General features: G+C 70.5%; 19 protein-coding genes and 3 pseudogenes. 9 read left to right on the plus strand and 13 right to left on the minus strand.

Annotated elements, in window-relative coordinates; all coding sequences use genetic code 11:
- From I8N67_RS37450 to I8N67_RS37465, 4 genes and pseudogenes are all read left to right on the plus strand, one after another.
- Positions 1–419 (plus strand): annotated as a pseudogene (locus I8N67_RS37450) (class I SAM-dependent methyltransferase); the annotation flags it as partial.
- Complete coding sequence (locus I8N67_RS37455; protein ID WP_200308755.1) at positions 416–3,088, plus strand: SUMF1/EgtB/PvdO family nonheme iron enzyme; 2,673 nt, start codon at positions 416–418, stop codon at positions 3,086–3,088. The pseudogene I8N67_RS37450 and the gene I8N67_RS37455, both read left to right, overlap by 4 nt.
- Complete coding sequence (locus tag I8N67_RS37460; RefSeq protein WP_200308756.1) at positions 3,085–3,351, plus strand: hypothetical protein; 267 nt, start codon at positions 3,085–3,087, stop codon at positions 3,349–3,351. The genes I8N67_RS37455 and I8N67_RS37460 overlap by 4 nt, the downstream gene beginning before the upstream one ends.
- On the plus strand, positions 3,348–4,628 hold the full coding sequence (locus I8N67_RS37465) for a hypothetical protein (protein ID WP_200308757.1): 1,281 nt from the start codon (positions 3,348–3,350) through the stop codon (positions 4,626–4,628). Before I8N67_RS37460 ends, I8N67_RS37465 begins: the two co-directional genes overlap by 4 nt.
- A 69-nt stretch (positions 4,629–4,697) precedes the next feature.
- On the opposite strand, the gene I8N67_RS37470 is transcribed toward I8N67_RS37465, so the two are convergent.
- From I8N67_RS37470 to I8N67_RS37495, 6 genes and pseudogenes are all read right to left on the minus strand, one after another.
- Positions 4,698–5,225 carry a sulfotransferase family protein gene (locus I8N67_RS37470; protein WP_372443890.1) on the minus strand — a complete coding sequence of 176 codons (528 nt, stop codon included), beginning with the start codon at positions 5,223–5,225 and terminating at the stop codon, positions 4,698–4,700.
- On the minus strand, positions 5,123–5,407 hold the full coding sequence (locus tag I8N67_RS44780) for a sulfotransferase (protein WP_200308759.1): 285 nt from the start codon (positions 5,405–5,407) through the stop codon (positions 5,123–5,125). The genes I8N67_RS37470 and I8N67_RS44780 overlap by 103 nt, the downstream gene beginning before the upstream one ends.
- Positions 5,408–5,495: 88 nt before the next feature.
- Positions 5,496–6,685, minus strand: a pseudogene (locus I8N67_RS37480) (winged helix DNA-binding domain-containing protein).
- Positions 6,686–6,817: 132 nt separating this feature from the next.
- Positions 6,818–8,359 carry a hypothetical protein gene (locus tag I8N67_RS37485; protein ID WP_200308760.1) on the minus strand — a complete coding sequence of 514 codons (1,542 nt, stop codon included), beginning with the start codon at positions 8,357–8,359 and terminating at the stop codon, positions 6,818–6,820.
- Between the two features lie 274 nt (positions 8,360–8,633).
- Positions 8,634–8,951: an alpha/beta fold hydrolase gene (locus I8N67_RS37490; protein WP_372443891.1), complete on the minus strand. Its 318-nt coding sequence runs from the start codon at positions 8,949–8,951 to the stop codon at positions 8,634–8,636.
- Positions 8,878–9,867 (minus strand): GlxA family transcriptional regulator, encoded by a 990-nt coding sequence (locus I8N67_RS37495; protein ID WP_234046906.1) that lies wholly within the window; start codon positions 9,865–9,867, stop codon positions 8,878–8,880. Before I8N67_RS37495 ends, I8N67_RS37490 begins: the two co-directional genes overlap by 74 nt.
- Positions 9,868–9,937: 70 nt before the next feature.
- Here I8N67_RS37495 and I8N67_RS37500 point away from each other — a divergent pair, with 70 nt between their 5' ends.
- Positions 9,938–11,266 carry an MFS transporter gene (locus tag I8N67_RS37500; protein ID WP_200308763.1) on the plus strand — a complete coding sequence of 443 codons (1,329 nt, stop codon included), beginning with the start codon at positions 9,938–9,940 and terminating at the stop codon, positions 11,264–11,266.
- 40 nt (positions 11,267–11,306) lie between these two features.
- Here the strand turns inward: I8N67_RS37500 and I8N67_RS37505 are convergent, their stop codons facing one another.
- On the minus strand, positions 11,307–11,741 hold the full coding sequence (locus I8N67_RS37505) for an Hsp20/alpha crystallin family protein (protein ID WP_200308773.1): 435 nt from the start codon (positions 11,739–11,741) through the stop codon (positions 11,307–11,309).
- An 83-nt stretch (positions 11,742–11,824) separates the two neighbouring features.
- Here I8N67_RS37505 and I8N67_RS43405 point away from each other — a divergent pair.
- A pseudogene (locus tag I8N67_RS43405) lies at positions 11,825–12,159 on the plus strand (hypothetical protein); the annotation flags it as partial.
- Here the strand turns inward: I8N67_RS43405 and I8N67_RS37515 are convergent.
- Positions 12,159–13,121: a GlxA family transcriptional regulator gene (locus I8N67_RS37515; protein ID WP_200308765.1), complete on the minus strand. Its 963-nt coding sequence runs from the start codon at positions 13,119–13,121 to the stop codon at positions 12,159–12,161. The pseudogene I8N67_RS43405 and the gene I8N67_RS37515 overlap by 1 nt on opposite strands.
- Positions 13,122–13,224: 103 nt before the next feature.
- Here I8N67_RS37515 and I8N67_RS37520 point away from each other — a divergent pair, with 103 nt between their 5' ends.
- Together I8N67_RS37520 and I8N67_RS37525 are read left to right on the plus strand one after the other, a co-directional pair.
- Entirely contained in the window at positions 13,225–13,749 is a 525-nt protein-coding gene (locus I8N67_RS37520) for a protease (protein ID WP_200308766.1), read from the plus strand.
- A gap of 37 nt (positions 13,750–13,786) precedes the next feature.
- A complete protein-coding gene (locus tag I8N67_RS37525; protein WP_200308767.1) occupies positions 13,787–14,287 on the plus strand; it encodes a levansucrase in 501 nt (166 codons plus the stop codon).
- Here I8N67_RS37525 and I8N67_RS37530 read toward each other — a convergent pair.
- The 3 genes from I8N67_RS37530 to I8N67_RS37540 form a co-directional block, all read right to left on the minus strand.
- Positions 14,278–14,781, minus strand: a complete 504-nt coding sequence (locus tag I8N67_RS37530) for a hypothetical protein (RefSeq protein WP_200308768.1) — start codon at positions 14,779–14,781, stop codon at positions 14,278–14,280. The genes I8N67_RS37525 and I8N67_RS37530 overlap by 10 nt on opposite strands.
- Before the next feature lie 73 nt (positions 14,782–14,854).
- Positions 14,855–16,354, minus strand: coding sequence for an MFS transporter (locus I8N67_RS37535; RefSeq protein WP_200308769.1), 1,500 nt, complete (start codon positions 16,352–16,354; stop codon positions 14,855–14,857).
- A 125-nt stretch (positions 16,355–16,479) separates the two neighbouring features.
- A complete protein-coding gene (locus tag I8N67_RS37540) occupies positions 16,480–17,805 on the minus strand; it encodes a DUF445 domain-containing protein (protein WP_234046908.1) in 1,326 nt (441 codons plus the stop codon).
- A 287-nt stretch (positions 17,806–18,092) separates the two neighbouring features.
- On the opposite strand from I8N67_RS37540, the gene I8N67_RS37545 reads away from it, so the two are divergent.
- The gene (locus tag I8N67_RS37545; protein WP_200308771.1) at positions 18,093–19,418 is read left to right on the plus strand and encodes an SGNH/GDSL hydrolase family protein; all 1,326 of its coding nucleotides are present in this window, start codon (positions 18,093–18,095) and stop codon (positions 19,416–19,418) included.
- A gap of 12 nt (positions 19,419–19,430) precedes the next feature.
- Here the strand turns inward: I8N67_RS37545 and I8N67_RS37550 are convergent, their stop codons facing one another.
- Positions 19,431–20,276 (minus strand): DUF1707 SHOCT-like domain-containing protein, encoded by an 846-nt coding sequence (locus I8N67_RS37550; RefSeq protein WP_200308772.1) that lies wholly within the window; start codon positions 20,274–20,276, stop codon positions 19,431–19,433.
- A 68-nt stretch (positions 20,277–20,344) separates the two neighbouring features.
- The gene (locus I8N67_RS37555; protein ID WP_307835486.1) at positions 20,345–21,370 is read right to left on the minus strand and encodes an ABC transporter ATP-binding protein; all 1,026 of its coding nucleotides are present in this window, start codon (positions 21,368–21,370) and stop codon (positions 20,345–20,347) included.
- Between the last annotated feature and the right edge of the window lie 61 nt (positions 21,371–21,431).

The raw sequence follows: 21,431 nt of genomic DNA on the forward strand, positions 1-21,431 counted from the left end.
AGGAGTCGGTGCATCATGTGGCCGATCAGGCCCGGACGCTCCGCGGTCTGTCCGAGCGGCTGGCGCCCGGAGGACGGCTGCTGGTGGTGATGCTTCCGGCCACGATCCGGTATCCGCTGTTCCAGGCCGCCCTCGACCGTTTCGCGGAGCTCCAGCCGGACCCTGCGCACATCGAGGCGCATCTGCGCGCGGCCGGGCTGGAAGCCGGCCTCACCCATGTCGAGCATGAGCTGCGCATCGACCGGGACAAGTACTTCGGAATGGTGCGAGGGCGCTATATGTCGCTGCTGTCGACCTTCAGCGACAGCGAGATCGAGAAGGGCATCGAAGAGATGCGGGACGCTCATCCGGAGCCAGTCCTCGTGTTTCCCGACCGGTTCGCGTTCGTGCTCGGGCAGCGGCGAGGGAAAGACGCGTGAGCGATGTGGTCGACGAACGGCTGCGGCGTCTGAGGGGTGAACTCGACGACCATTCACGGATCGCCGACCGGCTGGGGCTCGATCTGGCGCGGCCGTTACGGTCCTTGAACGACGGTTATCCGGAGAACGCCGTCGCGCTGGTCGGAAAGCTGGCGGAGAAGTTACTCAAGGAGCTGTGGCGTCACCACGGCATCGAGGGTGATCCTTCGACGAAGGCCTTGAACGACCTGGTAAAGCGCTGCCGACCGTATATCCGCAGCAGCACGGTCATGGACGCGCTGGACGACATCCGACGACTCCGCAACCGGTCCACGCACGACGGCTACGACATCAGCGACGAGGACGGGCTGCTGGCGGTGCGCAGGCTCGTCGACGTGCTGGTCTGGTTCACCGGCACCGGAAGCGTGGCGCTGCTGGGCGGTGAGCCGGACATGGCTCCCGAGGTGGCGCAACGCTGCGAGTTCCTTGCCGGGCTCTACCTCACACTCGGCTACCGGCAGGCCAAGCGGTTCGTACTCAGCCGGGACACCGTGTACCTGTTGTTCTGTCGCGAGTCGGGGGTGCGTCTCGAATACGTGGAGCTGATGCTCTCCCAGGACGCCGACGAGCTGAGTACCGTCCTCGCCTCCAGTGATGGCGAGCTGTTGCGTACCCGCCTGCCCAAGCTCACCCGGTTCGTCGTCCTGGACGACGACGGCGGTGGTGGCGGAGCAGCTTCGGGCCCGCTCCATCAGCTGCTGGGCGAGGACTTCCGGATCGTGCGTTACGACGGGTTCCTCGACACCATCGTCGATCTCGACAGCCACCTCGCCCGTGTCGCCCCCACCGTCGAACCGGCAGAGCCGCAGACCGTTGTCGCCGCGGCGACACTGACCACCGACCAGCGCACCGGCGAGTCCCGGGTAGTGCACTCCGGGAACGCTGCGGAAGTTCTGTCGCGCCTCGCACGTAGCAGCGCGAACGTCCTGGTCACCGGTCGTCCCGGCAGCGGAAAGAGCACGCTCCTGCGCTCGCTCGCGGCCAACCCCGAGATCCGCCGCTTTCGCTTCTACTTCGACCTCGGGCTCAAGCCGAAGGACGAACCGTTCTCGGAGTACGCGGCCCGTCTCCTGGCGCCGGCCATGCGACCGTCGGACCGCTCCCGCGCCTTCGACCTTTTCCTCTACCTGATCCGTTCCGGGACCGCGCTGTGCGTGCTGGATGCCGTCGATGAAGGCGTCGAGGAGTCCAGCCCTGCGGGCTTCCTGCGGCTCTTCACCGATCTTGCCGCCGTCCTCTCCGCCGAATCAGCGGTGGTCATGAGTTCACGGGTGTCCTTCCTCGCGGACTCCCCCCAGGTGCGCCAGCTGCTGGACAGCGGCGCCGGCCGCTCCGAGCAACTGGTCGAGCAGATGTACGCGAACGGCCTCGACCCGTCGCGTGTTCCGCACTTCCACGTCGTACGCCTGGCCGAGCCCGAGGCCACCCCTCTGGAGAAGCGTCTCATCGCAGCGCTGGACCTTCCGTCGGGGCAGACGCTCGCGGACATCCTCGGCACGCACATCACGCGGACGCTGGCCGAGCGAGGGCGGCCCGATCTTGAGCAGCGGCTACCCGTCGCGTTCGGGCACGCGTTCCTCACCGATCAAACCGTCTTCTCTCTACTCGACTTGCTGCGGCAGTTGGGGGCCGGCGCCTTCACCGACGGACGCCTCGATCTCGATGCCTGCGTCCTTGAGCCGCTGCTGCGCCCTGCCGGACCTGAGCACGTCGCTTTCGTGCACAGCGCGTATCAGGAGCTTCTTGCCGCCCGGTATCTCACCGACCCGGCACACCGAGACGAGGCAGCGGACATTCCCGGTGGTGCCTTCCTCACCGAACAAGTACGCGCCTTCCTCGCCGGAATGCCCGTCCGGCCGCAGAGCGACGACTGTGTACTGCCCAGCGGGACCTACCTGGTCGGTCCAGCCGAACGACTACTGGTCCGCCGTGTCCCACAGCCCGTGCGCTTCGACCGCAGCGTGGTGACCGTCGCTCGCTACCGCCGCTTCCTCGACGCCGTCGAAGCGGACGGCACTTCACAGTGGGACCACCCGGACCAGCCCGCCGACATCAACCACCGCCCCTGGACCAACCGGTTGCAGCGACCCGACCACTACGAGAACCCGCGCAACGACGCCCTCCCGGCCATCTGTGTCAGCTGGTGGAGTGCGTACGCCTTCGCGGCCTTCGAAGGCAAGCGGCTCCCGACCGCGCTCGAATGGGAGGCTGCCGCGCGAGGCACCGACGGTCGGCTGTTCCCCTGGGGTGACGCGCCTGACGGCGCCCGTGTCAACTGCGCCGACTCCTGGGTCGGCCGACCGGTGGTGACGTATCAGGCGTGGTACCGGGAATTCGCGGGCGACGCCCTTCGCCGAGCCGGGGTGACACCGGTCGGAGAGCGCCCGGGCAACCGTTCCCCGTTCGGTGCTCTCGACATGGTGGGCAACTGCTGGGAATGGACATCCACCAGCCTGGCCACCCCCGGCGAGGCCGTCATCTGCGGCGGCAGCTACGACAATCCGATGCGCGCGGTGCAGACCAGCACGAAGGGTCTCTACCGAAAGGACGGCGCAAGCAACGCGGTCGGTTTCCGCTGCGTGCGAGAGATCGACAACGACCCCGGTGAAACAGAGGAGACGACCACATGAGCGGCGGCCGGCCGCGATACGGAACCATCGTCGACACACGGCTGAGTGGCGGAGGACCGACCGGTGTACTCAGCTCCTACATCATTCGGGATGACGAAGACGAGCGGTACTACAGCTTCGACTACCGACACATCGTGACCGAAGGGTTCAGGACCATCCGGGCAGGTGAGCACGTTCGTTTTCACATCAGTGCGGAGAGCCCCGACCGGGCCGAGTTCGTGATCCGCCTCGCCCAGCCCGACCCTGCCGAGTACTACCGGTGACCGACAACGGTCCACTCCTCGCCGGCGTCACAGGGGCACGCCAGGAACTGACCGTCGTCCTGCCCGTGCGACTGGCGCGCGTCCCCGACTGGGCCGAAGGCCCCTTCCCGTTCGAGCTGGGCAGCCGCCGCACTGACGCCGAGACCCGGTCGACCTACTTCGCCCCCGCCTCCGCCCGAGCCCTGTACGGGGCGCCTGGACGGCCCCGCCGCTGGCACCTGCCCACGGACGTCAAACACGACGGACTGCACCTGCTCGGCCTGGAACTGCTCCGTGCCGCCACTGCCCGCGACCCCGAACACGCCCTCGCCGTCCTGCACTTCAGCGTGGAGAGACCGCTGCTGCCCGTGCTCCGGACACTGGCCGGACGGCGGTCGGCCGTCGCGGACGAACCGCTCACCGGGCCGTTCGACCCGGCCGTACTTCTCGACAACGTCGCCGATGTCCACGCCGCCGGCGCACCGTTCGCGATCGCCCGGCCCTACACGATCGCCTTCATGACTCCGACGGCACACCACGCTTCCGCCCTCCGCACAGGCCCGGAGAGGGAACTGCCCGCCGACGCCGACCGATGGCTGTGGCAACTGGCCTCACGCTCCACACCGGAAGACTTTCCCCTCCCGCCCGAGACAGCTGACGAACAGCTCAAAGACGCGGTACGCATCTCGGCGGACTGGAGCGCCCTCGTACTGAGGCAAGGGGCCGCGTTCCTAGGCCACCGGCCCGATACCGGTCAGGGCGACTTCTTCGAATTCGGTGCCCTGCACTCCCGGACCGTCTATCTCGACGCCCTACTCCTGGGCGTCCTCCAACGCGATCACATCGACGAACTCACCGATGAACTTTCCGGGGTGTTCGACTCCTCACGGCTCGCGCGACGCGTCGCCACCTTGGAGAGAAACATCGCCGTCTTTCGCAGCAACTACTGGCGACAGCACCTCACAGCACACGGCCCGGCGAACGACCTCCTGCTCGCCTTCCAGAACCAGCACCGGCTACCCGCCCGCTTCAACGAAATCCTCGCCGAAGCCGGCGACTACAGCAGGCTCGTACAGACTCAGGAAAGCCAGCAGATCAGCGGGGCCCTCGGCCTCCTCACCATTCTCGGCCTGCCCCTCGGTACCGCCCTCGGCATCCTGCAAGTCCTCGACGACCACTCCGTGGCGCACCTCCTCATCTCGCTCGGCCTGTCGGTCGCCGCCACAGCGGCAGCTCTGACGACTCGGTACGGGCGCCTGGTCCTGTCGGCGTTGAGGGGCGGAATCGGCACGGGATGAGTCCCTTCCGTCCCGTCGGAGTGGTCGCGCGTGCCGTCGCGTAATGCGGAGGCGCTGTCGCGGGAGGGGTCAGTGCATTGGCCCGGTGTTCCTGAGGGAGTCCAGGGCCGTCCGCATCGTGTCTCTGTCGTTGCGGTGGGGGAACGGCTCGGCCGGAGTGTCGACGTTCAGGAAGGTGCAGAGGGGGGCCCAGCCTTCGCGTACGTCGAAGATCAGGAGGCGGTCCGCGGGGAGGGTCTTCGTGACGGTCTTGGTGTGTTCTTCGAAGAGGGTTACCGCTGTGGCCTCGTCGTTCAGGGCGGTGGAGAAGGTCCAGTCGGGGCCGAAGTAGGTCTGGCCGGTCTCGTCGAGGATGCGGTGTAGGCGGCGTAGGGCTGTGAAGACCCTGCGGGGTTGGTCGGGGAGGGTGTCGAGCGGGGAGTGGGCTTCCGGGACGTGGGACAGGAGCGTGCGGATGGACTCTTGCCATTTGGTCGGGTCGCGGATCGTCAGGATCAGTTTGGCGTCCGGGTGGAGGTCGGCCAGTTCGTGCCAGGCGTGGGGGGTGGGCCAGTCCATGCCGGAGCGGTAGCCGTAGCCGTCGAGCAGGGGGCCCAGTCGTCTCGGGTTCGGGGGCCCGCCTCGCCCGCTGTGTCCAGGCGTTCCCAGGGGTCCACGTGCTCGGGGTGGGTGCGGACGTCGAGCATGTGGTAGCAGGAGTCGAAGCCGAGGCGCTCCAGAGCTGCCTTCATCGAGGTCGTGCCGGTGCGCGGTAATCCCGCGCCGATTACCTGGAGCATGGGGCGATCGTAGGCAGGGTCGGGCCTCAACCAGCTGTTCGTAGGCGGGACTTGACGTGGGCTTAGCGGTCGGCAGACCAGTCTGTGGTCAGTCGTTGGGGTTGGGGAGGAGCCGGGTTTCGGCGGTGGGTGGGAGGGGCTTGGTCCACCAGTGGTCGTAGCGGCGGTACGGGGTGGGGTCTCGGTCGATGAGGAAGGCGCTCAGGGCGGCGGCCTCCGTGGCCAGGGCTTCCCGGCCTCGGCGGGGAGGGGGTGGAAGGCCGTGGCTTCGATCGCCGCGCCGGGGGAGTTGCCGAGCGGGCGCCATATGCCGGCTACGTGGCCGTCCACCAGGAGCGTGGGGAGTACGTCGCCGTTCACGCGGGTCACCAGCTTGCGGTACCCGGGTGGGAGGAGGCGGCCGCGGTCGGCGTAGGCGAGGAGGGTGCTGTCCCACATGGCCATGAGGCGGGGTGGGGCGGGGGTGTCCTCCGGGGGGCGGGGGGCTCCGGGGAGGTCGTAGAGGGGGGTTTTGCCGTCGGGGGCCTGGAGTACGTCCAGTTCGTCCTCGTCGGTGAGTGCCTGGACCGCCTCCCTGACGCGTGGGCGCTGGACCAGGGCGAACTGGGCCATGTCCGCCACCGTGGCCGGGCCGAAGCCCGCCAGGTAGCGGCGGATCAGGGTTTTGAGGCCCTCGGCGGCGGCCTGCGGGTCCGCGAGGGCGGGGGGTGGGGTGGCGGTGACGTACGACTGGGGCGTGCCGAAGGACCAGGGGGCGCCGGTCGGGGTGTGCCACAGCGGGGCGTACTGGCGGAGGAGGCGGTGGGCGTTCGTGTCGAGGGGGGTGCCGAGGTGGTTGTCCAGCCAGGTTCTCAGTTCGGCCGCGGTGCGGGGGTGGGCCTCGGCGTACTTCAGGAGGGGTGGGAGGACGGCGTCGGCGTCGGCGGGGGTCAGGCCGGAGGCTCTGAAGCGGGGGTCGCCGAGGCGGGAGCCCCGGAGGGTCGGTTCCATCGCCTCGCGGAAGGGGGCGTAGTCGTCGGCGTGGACGGTGTGGAGGGTGATCCGCATCAGGGTGGATCTGACCAGGCGGAGGTCGGTGAGTGCCGTGTCGAGGGCCGCCGGGTCGAAGGGGGACAGGCGGTTCCACAGGGCGATGTACGGGGAGGCCGGCTGCTGGGCCTGTAGGGCCACTACGCGTCGTACCGCCTCGGTCACCTCCAACGGCTCGCGGGCGAGGAGGAGTTGGCGGGCGAGAGTGGCCCGGTTGAGGGCGCGGGCGGTGGTCTTCGTGGTCCCCATGGCGTGATTCTCTCGCTTCGGCGGGCGGGCTGCGGCGACGGCCGCGCGGCCTGCCCCGGACAGGGCTGTGGCCTGCCCCAGGGAGGGGCAGGCCACGCGGTCGTACCTCGGGGATCAGGACGACGCGACTCGCTACGTCGATGCCTCGCCCTTCGTCAGCAGCCACTCCTCGTGCAGTGCGCCGAGGGGGATCTTCGTCTGGAAGATCGGGGTGCCGAAGATGGAGAGTTGGACGTTGAGCGTGCCGGTGAGGTCGATGCCGCCGTAGAGGGCCCAGGAGCCGGAGGCCGAGCCGGTGCCGTTCGCCGAGCCCTCGGCCGACGCGTCGGCCTCGGCACGGAGGTAGGGGGCGAGGTCGGCGGTGACGCCGACCGTGCCGTAGAGGCCGACGGTGGCCTCGGCGCCGAGGGCGGCCTTGACGTCGCCGACCGCGGTGACGGTCGTCTTCAGGGGCTCACCGGTCATGTCGGACTCGCTCACGCCGGTCCAGCCCTTGGACCAGCTGAAGTTGCCGCCGACGCGGAAGTCGCCCTTGAGGTCCTGCTCGACGTCGACCGTCACGCGGCCGTCGGCCTCCACCTGGAAGTAGCAGACGAGGTCCAGGTTGACGACGATCGGGACCGGGCCGACCTGGATGACGGGGTCGGCGTGGAGTTCGGCGAAGGGGATACGGATCGGGTCGCCGTCGGTCGAGCCGGCCGCGCGGCCCTTCAGTGACCACTGGGACGCCCACTCGCCGGTCAGGCCCAGGAACGCGCCGCCGGGCGAGGAGCCCGTGCCGGATCCGGAGCCGTCGTACGAGAAGACGACCTCGGGGGCGAGCTGGACGAAGCCCTCGACCGACGCGGCGGCCGAGGCGGGGGCGCCCGCCGCCGTCTCGACGGCCGCGCCCACGTCGATACGCAGGCTGCCCAGCGGCAGCTTCGCGCCCTCGGGGCCGAAGTTGAGGTCGCCGGTCTTCGCCCAGGAGACCTTCACGCCCTGGACGAGCGGGTCGACGTCCATGGTGGACGGGTCGACGGGGACCGTGCCCTCGGCCTCGTTCTCGCCGAGGACCGAGTTGAGCTTCGCCGGTTCCGTCTCGACCGTCGTACCGCCGCCGTCCGTCGCGGTGTCGACGATCTCCGTCACCTCGGCCAGCAGGCCGTCGGGGGCGCCGGGGGCGGGGGCGCTGGCTATGACGTCGCCCACGGCCACGGCTGCCTTGGGCTTCGCGGCCGCGTTCGAGTCCGCGTCGGTGTTCGAGTCCGGGGTCGCGCCGGAGTCCGCGTCCGGGTTCGCTTCGGAGTCATCCGGGTTCGCGTCCGGGTCCGGGGCGGTGGAGGGCGTCTTCGACGGGGTCGCCGATGACTCGGCGTTCGAACCCGCCGGTGCCGAGATGACCGCCCGGCCGCTCTTCTTGTCGTACGACGCGACCTTGAGCGTCGACTTCTTGGCCTTGCCCTGGTCGGTGGTGTCCGCGTCGGCCACGGCGGTGGGCGTGGCTTGGCCGGTCGGGGCGGAGACGACGGCGAGTTGCTCCTCGGCCGCCGCGGCCTCGGGGGTCTCGGCCGTCGCGGCACCCGCCTTGTCGGCGGTGGACGGGGAGGTGGTGGAACAGCCGGTGGCCAGCAGGGTCGCGACGGTGATCGCCGACAGGGCCGAAACCAGGGCATGTCTTCTGAGCTTGTACACGTGTGTCCTCGGGAGCGGAGATTGGGGGGTGCGCTTCAGGAGGTCAGAAATTCGGGAGGGGATGAGTCAGGAGGTTCATCAGGAAGTCAGGTGTGAGATGAGAGGTGGCACCTGGCGGCGGAGGGCGGGCCGTGGCGGCACAGCTGTCCTCATGACAGTGCGCACACAGCGGTTACCCCCCAGTAGTCACGCATGAGCATGCCAGGCCTACGGGGGTGTCGCGGGCCACTTCCCTCACGCACCGGTGGTGACGTGGATCACAGTTGCGCGCCGGTCAACTGGCGCTGCAGACAAGGGAGTTGAGAAATCCGGCCATCACTGCGTACAGGCGTTGCGGCTGGTCCAGGTGTACGTCGTGGCCCGCGTCCTCGATGACGGCGAGGTCGGTCCTGGTGCCCGGGGCCCGACAACTCGGCATCCTCGCGGCGTCGGCCGCCGGCATGGTGCCCTGCGCTCCGCGTACGACCAGGGTGGGGCAGGTGGTGGCGGTCCACTCGGGGGCTGGGCGCCACTCGGCGTCACGCACCGCGGAACGTCGTCCGGTACGCACTCGGCGAAGTCCCCAGCGCCACCTGGAAACGCCGCCGCAGATTCGCCGCCGTACCGAGCCCTGTCCGCGCCGCGATCTGGTCGACGGCGAGGTCCGACTCCTCCAGCAACTCACGTGCGCGCCCGACGCGTTGCTGCGCCAGCCAGTTCATCGGCGTCGTACCGACCTCGTCGCGGAACCGCCGGTTGAAGTTCCGCACGCTCATCGCCTCCCTGGCCGCCAACTGCCCCAGGGTGACGGGCTCGTGCAGATGCCGTAGCGCCCATTCGCGGGCGGCGGAGGTGGCGGGCGCCGAGAGGGCGGGCACGGGGCGGCGGACGTACTGGACCTGGCCGCCCTCGCGGTGCGGGGGCACGACGGTGCGGCGGGCCACGTCGCCCGCCACGGCCGTACCGTGGTCGCACCGGATCATGTGCAGGCACAGGTCGATGCCGGAGGCGCAGCCGGCCGAGGTCAGGACGTCTCCGCCGTCGGTGTAGAGGACGTCCGGGTCCAGCTCGACCCGCGGGAACAGCCTGGCGAACAGGTCGGTGTACCGCCAGTGCGTGGTGGCCGTGTGCCCGTCGAGCAGCCCGGCGGAGGCGAGGACGAAGGCGCCGGTGCAGATGGAGGCCATCCGGGTGCCGGGGCGAATGCAGGCGAGGGCGTCCGCGAGCGGGGCCGTGAGGTCGGGGGTCTCCTGGACGTAGTCCTCGTGGGACGACAGGACGATCACGGTGTCCGCCTCGGCCAGGGCCTTGGGCCCGTAGGGGACGTTGACCGTGAAGTCGCCGTCCGTGCGTGTGACGCCGGCCCGCAGCCCACAGGTGACGACCTCGTAGAGCGGCTCCCCGTCCGCCGTCGCCCCCTCTCTGGCCTGCCCGAACAGCTGGTGCACGATTCCCAGCTCGATGGGTAGCAGCATCTGGCGGGCGAGTACGGCGACGCGGTGGCGTCCGGGATGGGCGAAGACAGGCATGGCCATATTGTTGCGCATGTGGTCCATCTGGCCACTCGTGATGACGGGACTCCGCCACCAGGCTGGAAACATGGCCGAGTTGACCCGGACGACGCACCCCGAACCCACCGACCCCGCCCCGCCCACCGAACATCCCCAGCCCCCTGAGCGCGCCCGTTTCCACCGCGCCTGGACGGTCGCCGTGGCCGCCGGCGCGGCCATCGTCACCGCCGGCGCCTTCACCACCGTCCCCGGCCTGCTGGTGACCCCGCTGCACGAGAGCTACGCCTGGGACCGGGGCCAGATCGCCCTCGCCGCCTCGGTGAACATGGTGCTCTTCGGTCTCACGGCCCCCTTCGCCGCCGCCCTGATGGACCGGGTCGGCATCCGGCGGGTGGTCGTGGGCGCCCTCCTGCTCGTCACGGCGGGCGCGCTGCTCACGAGCGTGATGGCGCGGCCCTGGCAACTGACCATGTACTGGGGCGTGTTGATCGGTCTCGGCAGTGGCTGCCTCACCATGACCTTCGCGGCCAGCATCACCGGCAGCTGGTTCGAGCGGCGGCGCGGCCTGGTCACCGGTGTGCTCAGCTCCTCCAGCCACCTGGGCCAACTGCTCTTCCTGCCGCTGCTCGCCTGGGGCATCGACCGGCACGGCTGGCGCCCCCCGGTGGTGACACTGGCGTTCGTGGCCCTCGCGGTGGCCGCCCTCGTACTCCTGCTGCTGCGCGACCACCCGGCGGACGTGGGCGCGAAGCCGTACGGGGCGACGGAGTTCGTGCCGAAGCCCCCAGCGGCGTCCGGGGCGGCGCGGCGCGCCCTGAAGGTGCTGTTCGACGCCGCGCGCACCGGGCAGTTCTGGCTGCTGGCCGGGATGTTCGTCATCTGCGGCGCCTCCACCAACGGCATCATGTGGAGCAACTGGGCGCCCGCCGCCCACGATCACGGCATGCGCGCCACCGCCGCCGCGTCGCTGCTCTCCCTCATCGGGGTGTTCTCCGCACTGGGCGCGGTCTTCTCCGGCTGGCTCACCGACCGCTTCGACCTGAGCCGCCTGCTGACCGCGTACTTCGCGGTCCGCGCACTCACCCTGCTGGCGCTGCCGATGGTGTTCTCGTCGACCGTCACCCCCACCATGATCACCTTCGTCGTGATCTACGGCCTGGTCGACGTCGCCACCGTCCCGCCCGTCATCGCCCTCACCGAGCGCGTCTACGGCGAGGACGGCCCCATCGTCTTCGGCTGGGTCAACTCCGCCCACCAACTGGGCGCGGGCGCCTCGGCGTTCCTCGGCGCCACCGCGCGCGATCTGTTCGGCGCGTACGACGTCGTCTGGACGACGCTCAGCGCGGTCTGCCTCGTCGCGTCCCTGCTGGCTATGGTCGTACGGGCCCCTCGGGGCGCCCGGCGGCTGCCGACGTAGAAACGCCTGGCGCCCCAAAGGTGACCTACGGGCGCTACGGTCAGCGGTCGAGCTGCTTGCGGCCGCCGCCCTCCCCGTCGCCTCCGCTGATCTGGATCTTGCGCGGCTTGGCCTTCTCCGCGACCGGGATGCGCAGGGTGAGGACGCCCGCCTCGTAGGAGGCGTCGACGCGGTCGACGTCCAGGGTGTCACCGAGGAAGAGCTGCCGGGTGAACGTACCCGTCGGGCGCTCGTCGGCGATCAGCTCGGAATCCTCGGGGGCCGGGGAGCGGCGCTCGGCGCGGACGTTCAGGACGTTGCGTTCCACGTCCAGGTCGATGGTCTCCGGGTCCGCTCCGGGAAGGTCGAAGTGGACGACGAATTCTTCACCGGACCGATAGGCGTCCATCGGCATGACGGCCGGCCTGCTGTTGGAGCCGAACACCTGCTGCGCGAGTCGGTCGAATTCACGGAACGGGTCGGTACGCATGAGCATCACGGGTCACTCCTCTCTCATGGCGTTGGGTGCGATGCCCTGTGGATTTCCCACGTCTTCTTATATAACTCGCAGGAGGAAACTTGACAACCCTCGACTCAGGTTTGGGTGGCGGGTACGGAGTCGCTCGCTGGACCAGGCAGCGGCCGCTCGGCGGGGCGGTGCTCGCCCGGCCGCTCGGCGGGGCGGTGCTCGCCCGGCCGCTCGGCGGGGCGGTGCTCGCCCTGGCCGGAGCCGCGGCCGCACAGCGGTGGCGGCGGGATGCGGCGGCCCGGCCGCGGCGGCGCTGAGCGCCGGGTATGCCGCCGCGTTCGCCGGGTCGCATCCGCCGGCGAAGAAGGTGGGCGCGTGGCCCGCGGTGTTCGGGGTGGCCGGGGCCGTCGCGCCGGCGTCCTGGGTGGTGGCCGACAGGCGCGGTCAGAGCGCGCTCCCCTCCCCCCGAAACGCCCGCCGGTACGCGTACGGGCTCGTCCCCACGACCCTCTTGAAGCGGTCCCGGAACGCCGTGGGGGAGCCGAAGCCCGACTGGGTCGCGATGCGTTCGACCGGGTGGTCCGTCGACTCCAGCAGGTACTGGGCGCGGCGGACCCGGGCCCGGTGCAGCCACTGCAACGGCGTCGTGCCGGTCTGTTCGCGGAAGCGGCGGTTGAGAGTGCGGGAGCTGGTGCCGGCGTGGAGGGCGATGTCGTCCAGGGTCAGATCCCGCTCCACGTTCTCCTCCAGCCAGCGCAGCAGGGGTTCCATGGTCGCGCCGGCGGGGGCCGGGGGCTGGTCCTGGACGATGAACTGTGCCTGGCCGCCCTCGCGTTCGAGGGGCATGACGCACATCCGGGCGGTGAACGCGGCGACCGCCGAGCCGTAGTCCTTGCGGACCATGTGCAGGCACATGTCCATGGCCGCGGCGGCGCCCGCCGAGGTGAGGAACTGGCCGTTGTCGACGTAGAGGACGTTCGGGTCGACCGTCACCTCCGGGTGCCGGGCGGCCAGGTCGGGGGCCGCGAGCCAGTGGGTCGTGGCGCGCAGGCCGTCCAGCAGGCCCGTCGCCGCGAAGATGAACGCCCCGACGCAGATCGACGCGATCCGCGTACCGTTCGCCGCCGCCGCGTGCAGCGCCTCCGTCACGGCCGGCGGCAGCGGCACCGTCGGGTCCGCCGTCCCCGGCAGGATGATCGTGTCGGCCTCGGCCAGCGCGTCGAGGCCGTACGGCGCCCGCACGCTGAACGGCCCCGCCGCCACCTCCCCGCCCCCTGTCACCGAGCAGACCCGCACCCGGTACGCCTCCCGGCCGTCCGGCAGCCGCGCCCAGCCGAACGTGTCGATCGGGGCGGAGAGATCGAACGGGATGACCTGGTCCAGCGCCAGTACGGCCACGGTGTGCATGGCGGGAGCGTAGGCCCTCGCCGAGTCACCGGTGGCGAGAATCTGTTGAGGCATGGCAATCTCGCCACTTCTACGTGATCGTGCCGCGTCCTACCGTCCCACCGTGACCAAGTTCCTGCTCTCCCTCCACGTCCTCGCCGCGATCATCGCCGTCGGCCCCGTCACCGTCGCGGCCAGCATGTTCCCGCCGAGTGCGCGCAAGGCCCTGGCCGAACCCGGCAGCGAGCGGGCGGTGTCGGCCCTGCGGCTGCTGCACCGGATCTGCCGGGTGTACGGCGGTGTCGGCATCGCGGTGCCCGCGCTCGGATTCGCCACGGCGATGAGCATGGGGGTGCTCGGCGACACCTGGCTGATCGTGTCGATGCTGCTGACCGCCCTCGCGGCGATCGTCCTGCTGGCACTCGTCCTGCCCCGGCAGGAGGAGATCCTGGAGGGCGTCGGTGTCGGCGTCGGCTTCGGTGCCAGGGACCCGGGCGGAACCGACCCGACCGCGACGGCGCGTCCACTTGCCACCGTCGGCCCCAAGGTCACGGCTCAACTCGCCATGTTCACCGGCATGTTCAACCTCCTGTGGGCCACCGTGACGGTCCTGATGATCATCCGCCCCGGTTCCACGACGGGGGCCTGACTTCCCAGCGGCGCACGGCCGGGTGCATGATCCGGCCATGCATCCACAGCAGTCCGCGTCCCAGGACTACCTCGCCTCCGTAGCCGCCCGACTCGCCGCCGACGAATGCCGTACCTGGTGGGAGGACTGGGCCGGCGTGCCGGTGCTCGTCGGGCGCCGGGCCGACTTCAAGTGGCGGTGGATGGGAACGAGGCTGCACCTGTTCACGGTGGCGGCCGCGGTCCAGGAGATAACCATCCCGACCATCGAGGCCTTCACCGACCAGGTGATGGCGTACGCGAAGAAGACGAAGGGCGGTCTGCCGGCCGGCTTCCAGAACGGGCTCGCCTCGTTCCCCGTCCTGATCAGCGACCGGGTGGACCCGGCCGCCGTCCGGTGGGCGGAGGCCCAGCAGCGCCAGAAGTGGGCCAGCTTGTCCCGGCCCGTCGTGGTCGACAGCACCCAGCAGTACGTGGGCACGTACCACGGCACCCCCGTCATCGGCCTCGCCTACTCCTCGTACTTCGAGCAGAAGGCCCGGCAGTACTTCTACGGCTGAGCGGCCCTCCCCCGGACCGGCTCGCCCACCGATCGGCCCTGGATCAGCCACTCCTCGGCCCCCGCGTCCACCCCCACCGCCCGGAACCGCCGTGCCACCGAGGCCGCGATCAGCACCCACGCGCCGAGGACGAGGGTGAAGAAGGCCCAGGCCAGGGGCCATACGGCGGCGTCGGGGGGCTCTCGGTGGGCGTGGAAGGACACATGCATCAGGGCCGACGGCGGAACGGCGACCAGGAGCAACGGCCAGGCCAGGGCGTCCCGACGGCCGAAGTACGCCGCGAGGAGCAGCAGTACGAGGGCGAGGACGACGACCCCCATGACGGTCACGGGGGTCGTCTCCGTGAGGGAACCCTCCAGTTCGGGGCGGTTGCGCAGATCCCAGGGCAGACAGAGGCGGTACGCGGCCGCGGCGAGCGCGGCGCCGAGCAGGCGGGTCAGCCAGCGTTCCGGCCAGGGGCGCGTGCGCAGGGGGCGGAGCAGCTTCTCGGTCATGCGTACGAGGGTTCCGGGGCGGGCGGCGGGCCGACAGAGTACGGGTACTCAGCCCGCCCCACCCCGGACGTACTCAGCGGTACCTAGGTAGTGGCGTCGCCGCCGATACCTGGGTGGTGGCGGCCGTCGCCGACAGCGGCCGGGCGATGTCCTCCAGGGAGCGCCGCTCCGCGCGTACCGCGAGGAACGCCGCCACGAGCCCCGCCGCGCACATCAGGCCCGCGCCGATCTGGAAGGCGAGGACGGTGTCGGCGACGACGCCCGACTCCGTCAGCCGGGCGAAGATCAGCGGGCCGCTGATGCCGCCGGCGGCGGTGCCGAGGGCGTAGAAGAAGGCGATGGCCATGGCCCGGGTCTCCATGGGGAAGACCTCGGAGACCGTCAGATAGGCGCTGGACGCGCCTGCCGAGGCGAAGAACAGCACCACGCACCAGCAGATCGTCAGGGTCACCGCGTCGAGCGAACCCCGGTCGAACAGCCAGGCCGTGCCGAACAGCAGCACACCGGACAGCAGATACGTCGACGAGATCATGATCCGGCGGCCGACCGTGTCGAACAGCTTGCCCAGCAGCAGCGGGCCGAGGAAGTTCCCGGCGGCGATGAAGGCGAAGTAGTAGCCGGTGTCGGAGGTCGGGACGTCGTAGAACGTGGTGAGGATCGCGCCGAAACCGAAGGTGATCGCGTTGTAGAGGAACGCCTGACCGATGAAGAGGGAGAAGCCGAGGACGGCGCGGCGGCGGTACCGGGAGAAGACGGTACGGGCGATGGTGCCGAAGCCGATGCTCCGGCGCTGGTGGATGGTGATCTCGCGATCGGCCGCCGGCAGCGCGCGGCCCTTCTCCGCCGCGACCTTCTCCTCCACGTCCGCGACCAGCCGTTCGGCCTCCGCCTCCCTGCCGTGGATCAGCAGCCAGCGGGGGCTCTCGGGGACGTTCCGGCGGACCAGCAGGATCACCAGACCGAGCACCACACCCAGCGCGAACGTCAGCCGCCAGCCGACGTTCGCCGGGAAGAGGCCGGTGTTCAGGGCGACGATCGACAGCAGTGAGCCGCCGATCGCGCCGAGCCAGAAGCTGCCGTTGATGACGATGTCGACGCGCCCCCGGTGCCTGGACGGGATCAGCTCGTCGATCGCGGAGTTGATGGCCGCGTACTCGCCGCCGATGCCGAAGCCGGTGAGGAAGCGGAAGAGGAAGAACCACCAGGAGGAGAAGGAGACGGCCGTCAGCGCGGTCGCCGCGAGGTAGACCGCCAGCGTCACCATGAACAGCTTCTTGCGGCCGAACCGGTCGGTCATCCGGCCGAAGAACAGGGCGCCCGCACAGGCACCGGCCACATATAACGCGGCCGCCATGCCCGTGACCTGCGCGGAGGTGATCGGCAGCCCGCTGCCCTCCTCGGAGAGCCGGCCCGCGATGTTGCCGACGACGGTCACCTCCAGACCGTCGAGGATCCACACCGTGCCGAGCCCGATCACCACCGTCCAGTGCCAGCGCGACCAGGGCAGACGGTCCAGGCGCGCCGGTACGGCGGTGGTGATCACACTCGTTGACCCTGGGGCGGTGACGGACATGGGCTGGGGCTCCCTCCGCGTCGAGCGAACCCGCTCCGGGTGCCCTGCCGAGCGGCGATTACGCCCGGCCACCGCCCCGGCACCCTTACGGCCCACGCCCGGCGTCGGCACGGCCCCGTACGGCCCTACGCCCCCAGCGCCCGCGACACCGTGTAGATCAGCAACCCGGCCAGCGAACCCACCACCGTGCCGTTGATCCGGATGAACTGCAGGTCACGGCCGATGTTGGCCTCGATCTTCCGCGTCGTGTGCTCCGGGTCCCAGCTCGCGACGGTCTCGGTGATGAGGGAGGTGATCTCCTTGCGGTAGGTGGTCACGACGTGCACGGCCGCGCCCTCCACCCACTTGTCGACCTTGGCCTGCGCGCTCGGCTCGGTGGCCATCCGGGTGCCCAGGGAGAGCAGCGAGGCCCGCACGCGCAGCCGCAGCTCGCTGCGCTCGTCCTCGGCGGCGGACACGATCATCGACCGTACGGCCGTCCAGGCGGAGGCGATGAGGTCCTGGACCTCGCCCCGGCCGAGCACCTCGCCCTTCAGCCGCTCCACCCGCGCGCGCGTGTCGGTGTCGGACTGGAGGTCGGTGGCGAAGTCGGTGAGGAAGCGGTCGAGGGCACCGCGCGCCGGATGGGTGGGCGAGTCGCGCATCTCGGCGGCGAAGCGGACCAGTTCCTTGTAGACCCGCTCGCCGACCTTCCGGTCCACGAACCGGGGGGTCCAGCCGGGCGCGCCGCCCTCGACGGCGTCCATGACCTGCGCGTCGTGGAGGACCAGCCAGTCGTGGGCGCGGACGCAGATCAGGTCGACGATCCGCCGGTGGCCGCCGTCGGTGACGATCTTCTCCAGCATCTTGCCGATGCCGGGCGCGATCTCCTGCGCGTTCGCCCGCCGGGTGATCGCCTCCCCGACCACGGCCTGCACGTCCGAGTCGCGCAGCACCGTCAGCGCGCCCCTGAGCGCGGTCGCCAGCTCCGCCGTCACCCGATCGGCGTTCTGCGGCTCGGCGAGCCACGCGCCGAGCCGGCTGCCGATGCCGACGGCCCGCAGCCGCTGCCGTACGACGTCCTGGGAGAGGAAGTTCTCGCCCACGAACTCACCGAGGGTGACGCCCAGTTGGTCCTTCTTGGAGGGGATGATCGCGGTGTGCGGGATGGGCAGCCCGAGCGGATGCCGGAACAGCGCGGTCACGGCGAACCAGTCCGCCAGCGCACCCACCATGCCCGCCTCGGCCGCCGCCGCGACATAGCCCGCCCAGGCACCGGCGCCCTCGTGCGAGGCCCACTTGGCCAGCACGTACACCACCGCCACGAAGAGGAGCAGCCCGGCCGCGATGAGCTTCATCTGCCGCACGCCCCGCTGCTTCTCCTCGTCGGCGACGCTGAAGGTGGTCATCGTGCGGTGCGACAGACGCGGCCCGGCTGCTTCTTCCGCTTCTTCCGTTTTCGTACGGTCCATTCACTCCACCCGTTCCTGTCCCCCGTACACATTGTCCCGTTCTTCGGCGCTTCAGCTCTTCGGCGCTTCAGCTGTTCGGCGCTCCAACTGTTCGGCGCTTAGCCCTCTTGGTGACGTACTCCATAGATCCACTCAGACCTACTCCTGGAACGGAACAGGAGTTCCCCGCGTCTGTCCGGGCGGGGGAACCGATGGGGGTTCTCACAAGCGACCCCCATCCCATGCCGCATCATGGGGTGATCACATCGGAGCCTCGGGGCTCCACTGCCCGAGGAGTAACACACCGCATGACCAAGCATCACGGTTATGCACTTCTGGCTGCCATGGCCGCGCTGATCGTGGCGGTCTCGGCCGCGATATACGTCGGAGTCGGCATCGACGACGGCAGCCGCCGGCAGGAGACCTTCGCCCGCGCGCCCCGCAGCACCGCGGCCCCCGCCTCCACCGGCACCTGGGTCGGCGCCTGGGCGGCCTCGCCCAGCGGATCGGAGCCCGGCACGGAGCCGAACGGCCTCGCGGGCCGCTCGGTCCGCAACGTGCTGCACACGGCCGCCGGCGGTACGAGTGCCCGCGTCACGCTGTCCAACCTCTACGGCCAGCAGCCGCTGACCATCACCCATGCCTCGCTCGCGGTCGCCGCCACGGCGAACACCCCGGCCGCCGCGGCCGACACCATGCGCCGCCTCACCTTCGCCGGGAACCCCACGGTCGTCATCGCCGCGGGTCAGCAGGTGGTCAGCGACGCCGTACGGGTCGCGATCCCGCACGGCGGCGACGTACTCGTCACCACCTACTCGCCCACCCCGTCCGGCCCCGTCACCTACCACACGCACGCCCGGCAGATCTCCTACACCGCCGAGGGCGACCAGGCGGCGGACATCACCGGGGAGCACTACACCACCCAGTCCCTGCACTGGCGCTACGTCACCGCCCTGGACGTGCTGAGCAACGAGTCCGAAGGCACGGTCGTCGTCCTCGGTGACTCCCTCACCGACGGCATCACCTCCACCGTCGGCGAGAACCGGCGCTGGACGGACGTCCTCTCCGACCGCCTCCGCTCCGCCGCCGGCTCCTCCGACATCCCCCGCTACACCGTCGTCAACGAGGGCATCAGCGGCAACCGGGTCCTGACCGACGGCAACGGCCGCCCCGCCGAGAACCCCAGCGGCCTCGCCCGTTTCCAGCGGGACGTCCTCGGCCGTACGGGTGTCAAGGCCGTCGTCATCGACCTCGGCGTCAACGACATCCTCAAGAACCGCGACCACGCCGACCCCGACGCCATCACCGCCGGCCTGCGCGAACTCGTCGCCCGGGCGCACGCCCGCGGCCTCCGCGTCGTCGGCACCACCCTCATGCCCTTCCACGGCCACCGCGGCTACACCGACGACCGCGAGTCCGTACGCCGGGCCGTCAACGACCGCATCCGCGCCGGTGACGTCTTCGACGCGGTCATCGACTTCGACAAGGCCCTCCGCGACCCCTACGACCCCCGCCGCCTCCGCTCCGACTACGACTCGGGCGACCACCTCCACCCGAGCGACAAGGGCTACGAACGGATGGGGAAGGTCTTCGACCTGGAGAAACTGAAGGGCGCGGCACCGGCGGAGCTGTAGGACGAACCGGTCTCAGCTGTCCCGTCTCCGCCGCCGCTCCCGCTCCCGCTCCGACCGCATCGCTTCCCGTACCTGTTCCATGGCGTCGCGATGTGCCTCGTGCAGGTCGTGCGTGTGGTCGCGACGGGACGCGCGCAACTCCCGCCGTTCCTCCTTCCGCTCCAGCCGCTCCTGCCGCCGCGCCGCCTTCAACCGGCTCAGCTCGGCCTTGGGCAGCTTCCGCTCGACCCCCACCCCGCCCCAGAACGCGAACCCGGTGATCACCACGCGCGGCGCCCCGGGCTCCCCCGGCACGCCCTCCTCGCTCTGGTCGAACCCGCCCATGATCCCGATGCCCCGGACGACGACCTCGACCCCCGGCGGCACGATCACATTGATCCCGCCCATGATCGCCACACAGTTGATCGTGACCTCGCGCTCCGCGAAGTTCGCGTCCCGCAGATCCAGCTCCCCGCCGCCCCAGAACGCGAAGCAGTCGAACCGCGCGGGCACGGTCCAGTGCCCCTTGCGCTCGAAACCGGACATGATCGCGACGCCCCACGTGGTGGAGCCCTCGCCGCCGACGATCCGCTCGGGCCAACTCGCGCCCTGCGCAGGCCCCTTGACGAGCGAGACGGACGGCGTCGGCACGACGGCCGGCGGCGCCACGGTCCCCGCTCCGGGCAGATCGCGGGTGATCGGCGCCAGTTCGCCGTACGTCCGCGCCTTGTAGGTCGCGTCGAGCCGCTCCTCGAACTCCTCCATGTCGAGCCGCCCCTCCGCGAGGGCGTCCCGCAGCTGCTCGGAGACTCGTTCACGATCGGCGTCGGAAGCCCGGAGGTCCGCGGCGGCCGGAAGATCCGGCAGGTCGTCCGTCATACGGATCAGCGTACGAGGAACCGCCCACGCCGGGCTACGAGACGACCGAACCGGCCGCACGCCGAGCGCTACGGCACGGCCTGCCCCGGCTCCCCCGCCTGCTCCCCCGCCTGCTCGCCCGCCCGCTCCCTCGCCTGCTCCCCCACCCGCTCGGCCTGCTGCACGTACATCTGGGCGATCACCGCCTCGATGTCCGGCTCCCGCACCGACAGGTCCACCAGCGGATACTCCGCCGCGATCCGCGCCACCAGCGGGGCCGCCGACTCCGACGCCGGGAAGGCGAGCCACTGCCGGGGCCCCTCGACCCGTACGACCCGGGCGGGCGCCGCCTCGATCGGCGGCAGCTCGCGCTCCAGGTCGACCACGAGGGTGCGCTCGCTCTCGCCCACCTCGTGCAGCCCGGTCAGCGGCCCGTCGTACATCAGGCGCCCGTGGTCGATGACCATGACCCGGCGGCACAACTGTTCGATGTCCTGGAGGTCGTGCGTGGTGAGGAGCACGGTCGTGCCCTGCTCGGTGTTGAGCTCCTTGAGGAACTGGCGGACCTTGGCCTTGCTGATGACGTCGAGCCCGATCGTCGGCTCGTCCAGGTACAGCACCTCGGGATCGTGCAGCAGCGCCGCCGCGATGTCACCGCGCATGCGCTGGCCGAGCGAGAGCTGCCGTACGGGGACGTCCAACAGGTCGCCCAGTTCGAGGAGTTCGACACAGCGGTCGAGGTTCTGGCGGTAACGGGCGTCGGGGATGCGGTACATACGGTGCATCAGCCGGTAGGAGTCGATGAGCGGGAGGTCCCACCACAAGGTCGTGCGCTGGCCGAAGACGACCCCGATACGGCGGGCGAGCCGCGTCCGCTCCCGCGACGGGTCGATGCCCGCGACCCGCAGCCGGCCGCCGCTCGGCGTCAGGATGCCGGTCAGCATCTTGATCGTCGTGGACTTCCCGGCGCCGTTCGGCCCGATGTAGCCGACCATCTCGCCACGCGCCACGGTGAACGAGATCGAGTCGACGGCCCGCACCTCCCGCCGCTCCCGGCGCAGGAAGCCCGTCTTCTTGCGGACGTCGAAGACCTTCTCGACGTGATCGAGTTCGATGAAACGGTCGCGTTGGGTGGAGCAGTCGCGTTCGGTGGAGCGGTCGCGTTCGGTGGAGCGG

It is taken from the genome of Streptomyces adelaidensis (assembly GCF_016598475.1).
Classification (GTDB): Bacteria; Actinomycetota; Actinomycetes; order Streptomycetales; family Streptomycetaceae; genus Streptomyces; species Streptomyces adelaidensis.

Bases quoted from the DNA above. Each gene is read 5' to 3' on its own strand.
- I8N67_RS37460 (WP_200308756.1), top strand. From the start codon at position 3,085: ATGAGCGGCGGCCGGCCGCGATACGGAACCATCGTCGACACACGGCTG.
- I8N67_RS37525 (WP_200308767.1), top strand. From the start codon at position 13,787: ATGCATCCACAGCAGTCCGCGTCCCAGGACTACCTCGCCTCCGTAGCC.
- I8N67_RS37515 (WP_200308765.1), bottom strand. From the start codon at position 13,121: ATGCACACCGTGGCCGTACTGGCGCTGGACCAGGTCATCCCGTTCGAT.
- I8N67_RS37550 (WP_200308772.1), bottom strand. From the start codon at position 20,276: ATGACGGACGACCTGCCGGATCTTCCGGCCGCCGCGGACCTCCGGGCT.
- I8N67_RS37535 (WP_200308769.1), bottom strand. From the start codon at position 16,354: ATGTCCGTCACCGCCCCAGGGTCAACGAGTGTGATCACCACCGCCGTA.
- I8N67_RS44780 (WP_200308759.1), bottom strand. From the start codon at position 5,407: ATGCTCCAGGTAATCGGCGCGGGATTACCGCGCACCGGCACGACCTCG.
- I8N67_RS37540 (WP_234046908.1), bottom strand. From the start codon at position 17,805: ATGGACCGTACGAAAACGGAAGAAGCGGAAGAAGCAGCCGGGCCGCGT.
- I8N67_RS37505 (WP_200308773.1), bottom strand. From the start codon at position 11,741: ATGCTCATGCGTACCGACCCGTTCCGTGAATTCGACCGACTCGCGCAG.
- I8N67_RS37495 (WP_234046906.1), bottom strand. From the start codon at position 9,867: ATGCCTGTCTTCGCCCATCCCGGACGCCACCGCGTCGCCGTACTCGCC.
- I8N67_RS37530 (WP_200308768.1), bottom strand. From the start codon at position 14,781: ATGACCGAGAAGCTGCTCCGCCCCCTGCGCACGCGCCCCTGGCCGGAA.
- I8N67_RS37545 (WP_200308771.1), top strand. From the start codon at position 18,093: ATGACCAAGCATCACGGTTATGCACTTCTGGCTGCCATGGCCGCGCTG.
- I8N67_RS37500 (WP_200308763.1), top strand. From the start codon at position 9,938: ATGGCCGAGTTGACCCGGACGACGCACCCCGAACCCACCGACCCCGCC.